This is a genomic window from Candidatus Desulfolinea nitratireducens (assembly GCF_982879505.1).
The window spans coordinates 1-3,644 of sequence record NZ_CEYOSI010000088.1 but is presented as its reverse complement, the minus strand read 5'-3'; the positions used below and the strand labels follow the sequence as shown (position 1 = coordinate 3,644).

General features: G+C 44.5%; 4 protein-coding genes. 1 reads left to right on the top strand and 3 read right to left on the bottom strand.

The genetic code is table 11. The features are described from left to right. A partial coding sequence (locus tag AC3DOM_RS09370) for a hypothetical protein (RefSeq protein ID WP_487918780.1) occupies window positions 1–212 on the bottom strand: 212 nt, incomplete at its 3' end. 199 nt (window positions 213–411) lie between these two features. Between AC3DOM_RS09370 and AC3DOM_RS09365 the strand changes: the two genes are divergently transcribed. Beyond that, complete coding sequence (locus AC3DOM_RS09365; RefSeq protein WP_487918779.1) at window positions 412–1,947, top strand: glycoside hydrolase family 36 protein; 1,536 nt, start codon at window positions 412–414, stop codon at window positions 1,945–1,947. 3 nt (window positions 1,948–1,950) lie between these two features. Here AC3DOM_RS09365 and AC3DOM_RS09360 read toward each other — a convergent pair whose 3' ends face one another. Both AC3DOM_RS09360 and AC3DOM_RS09355 read right to left on the bottom strand, forming a co-directional pair. Further along, window positions 1,951–2,835, bottom strand: coding sequence for a hypothetical protein (locus AC3DOM_RS09360; protein ID WP_487918778.1), 885 nt, complete (start codon window positions 2,833–2,835; stop codon window positions 1,951–1,953). After that, a complete protein-coding gene (locus AC3DOM_RS09355) occupies window positions 2,832–3,308 on the bottom strand; it encodes a YbaK/EbsC family protein (protein WP_487918777.1) in 477 nt (158 codons plus the stop codon). Before AC3DOM_RS09355 ends, AC3DOM_RS09360 begins: the two co-directional genes overlap by 4 nt. Window positions 3,309–3,644 lie beyond the last annotated feature (336 nt).

Here is a 3,644-nt window from a genome sequence, read left to right as displayed (position 1 = left end):
CCGGCAAAACTGGGTGTATACCATTGAATTGAAAAACCATTAAGTCTATAATGCAGAAAAGTATCCCCCAGGCGAGGAATAAAATAAGCGTAATCATGGCCAATAGAGGGATAAAAAGCTGCAATAGTTGTAAGTAAAATTACTATCAGTACAAATATTTTTGTACTCAGGGCCATAAAAATATCTTTATCTACATACCAATTTTTGAACATAATTATTTACCCTCGATATTGCATTTCGTAAGATTCCTGTTTATTTTCCCCAACGTGCCAACAAGTTTCTCATCGTTCTTTTTCGATAGTAAACATATTATACGGTATATCAGAAATTGCTAATCCTTTAAATTATAAATGTATGTACCGAAACAAAAATTTTGTGTACATAATATTGTATCTGGGGGATAATCATTACATGTCTCAATCAGAAAAGATCCAAAACCAAAAAGACGTCACTTTCATTCCCTCCTCCCGCCCGATCCGTTATTATCGCCACGGGTGGCAAAGCTGGTCGTTGACCCTCTGGCAGGATGTTGAGCAGCGCGTCCCCACGCCAAAACCGGCTATTCTGCACCCTCTGCAAACCGACCCTTTTCACATTCACGATGCGCGTCCACATGGATCGTGGGTTGGTGTAGTTGAAATGGAAAATGGTCTATTTTTTCTGCTCGGTGCGCTCGATCTTGATGCGCACGTCTTTTTTGATGACAATACCCTCATCGGAAAATACGAAAATAATGCAGGAGATTGGTTCGTCGCCGAGGGGAGCGAAGAAGAAGTTTTTAGCTTCTACGCCGCGGAACTGGCTCAGCGTCTTGGGAAAAATCGCGCCACTGAAACGCCCAGGATCTGGTGTTCCTGGTACAGCTTCTACACCCATATCTCGGAGAATAATCTCGGGGAAGTTCTCAATGATCTGGGGGAGCTTCCCTTTGATGTTTTCCAGGTGGATGACGGCTGGCAGCATGCCATCGGAGATTGGATCCCAAATGATAAGTTTCCCGGTGGCATGGACCACCTCGCCGCGCAAATTCGCCGTTCGGGACGCACGCCGGGACTCTGGCTCGCACCTCTGATCGTTTCCCCATCTTCAAATTTATTCCGTCAACATCCTGACTGGCTCCTTCGCGACAAAAAAGGCAAGCTCGCCTCCGCCGGATTTAACTGGGGTGAACCACTTTTCGCGTTGGATCCGTCCATTCCGGCCGTGATGGAGTGGTTATCCGCATTGATGGCGCAGGTCCGCTCGTGGGGATACGATTATGTCAAACTCGACTTCCTCTATGCTGGAGCATTGCCCGGGGTCCGGCAAAATGATATCTCACGGGAGCAAGCCTACCGACAAGCGTTGCGCGTTATGAGGAATGCACTTGGGGATGCATATTTGCTGACCTGCGGCGCACCCATCATCCCATCTCTTGGCCTATGCGATGGATTACGGATCGGCCCGGATGTGGCTTCCCATTGGAGCAGTCCCCGCGATGATGACCTCCTTGGCAATTTCGCCATCCCGGGGACGCGCAACGCGATCAGAACAACGGTCAACAGATTGTGGCTAGCACCCCTCGTCCATACAGATCCGGATATTGTTTACTTTGCATCTGACAAAAACATGCTGACGGATGAACAGGAAAGGATGCTGCAAGATTTGGCGTTGATCTGCAATTTCAAGGCAAACTCTGACCCACCATCATGGTTACGCGAAGAAGATCGAGTAAAACTAATTAAATTTCTACAGGCATCCCCGAAAGTCATCAAAAAGGGGCGTTATCAATATCTTCTTGATGATCGCAAGGTAGATTTTTCCGCGGCAATGCCAATCCCCGAGTCAAAAGGATTTGGCAGGCGCGCTTTAGGTGTAATTCTTGGCTGGGGAGGAAACTCTCCCACTGTATTGAGATTCTTTCAATGGCTGGGAAACCGGGAAATCAAAGGGCAATTACAAGAGTAAATATCATTTATTTCCCACACCCTTAATTTGAATATTAGCCTTACTAAACTGCCCGCCGACCTCATCAATTGTTAGCACAAACCAATTCTCATCCCCTGGCCCCAACTTTAATTCTGGATATCCTGCCGAAATATTCCACGTAAACTCACGCTCAAGTGCATAGAGCAGATCATCAACATACTCCAAATCGGCTAATAGGTCTTTTGTGAAGGAAATCTGAAGCCTTTCAACAGGCAGGGTAAAGGTTGGGGGATTATCGTCATCACTGTATAAATCACCGCTGGGACCATCTTTTCGGTAGATACTGATGACCAGGTCTCCCGAACCTGTTAAGTCATTTTTAATTACAAAATTAATGGCATCGGCTAAATTTTCTGCGTATTCTCCGTTTAGATCAATTACATTCCAATCCGCGCCATCTAATTCGTTGCCATCGTAAATCATAATCCCGTCATCAAAATATCCAGGGATTTTAATGATAGGAGACGCATTTTCTAGGGTTTTATCATCGTCCACACACTCGTCCTGGATAAATTTATATCCTGAAAATAATTTCCCAATTTCAATCTCTGGATCTGGTCCTACCTGACAGATTATGAATCTAATATCTTCGCTTTTATTGTGGGCTACAGGTATAAAAACGGTTTCCTCATTCCAAATAAACCAGAAAGCCAGATAAGCTTGGCCATCCCTGGAGATCTCTGCGTAGGGCAAATCTTTTGCCGCTATTTGTACTTCTTTTGATGAAGCTGTGGCAAAGGCCTCTGCAGCAAGCTCCTCTTCAAGATAAGATTGATCAGGAGTTGATTCAATCGTTACCGGTTTGCATGATGAAAGCACCAGTAAAAGATTTATAGTTAGGAGAATAAGTGATTTTTGAATGATCATATACTTTTGCCAATCTTTCCAAAACGCGCCCGCGTCAACTTTGTGAGATCATCCACCCCCAAGCGAATATTCAACCCCAGCTGTCCGCCTGAAATATGGATTTGATCCAGCTTAAGTGCGGTATCGTCCAATACTATAACAAAACCTTGATTAATTAGCGCGAGCGGAGAAATTCCACCGGCTTGGAGTCCTGTCAGCTTTTCAGCCTCAGCCTGTGTTGTCAGGAAAACTTTCTTCTCTCCCAGAAATATGGCCAGAGCTTTCAGATCAACTTCGCAAGAGCCCGGAATGACAACCAGGATCGGCTTGCCAAAATTGCGAGTGACCACAATTGTTTTGAAGACCCGCTCAGGATCAACCCCCAATAAACGAGAAGTTTCCAATGCGCCTCGTTTCTCGGCCGAGAGTTCAAAGGCAGTATAAGGAATTTTACGGGAATCCAGTAAGCGAGTGATATTGTTGACTATGGGCATATTTCACCTTTATCAGCATGATATAAAAATCCAATAGATTGTACTTCAACCCATTACAATACACGATTCTCTTGACAGATTAAACAAAGCAAGTACAATACACACCAAGTTATTCAAAAAATATTTGGAGAAATTCATGTCATTCAATTGCCTGTGTCTGAAGCGGGATTTGTAAACCGCCCCTTCACGATTTTGAACTAATACCACGCTAAACTTACTGAAGGACGGTAACAAATCTCGCATGCAAAAGATACGCATGGCGCTTTGTCGCTGTCCTTTTTGATTTCCGGTTTAGCGTGAATTATTTAAAGTAAGATTTTTGGATCTCAACAAGTC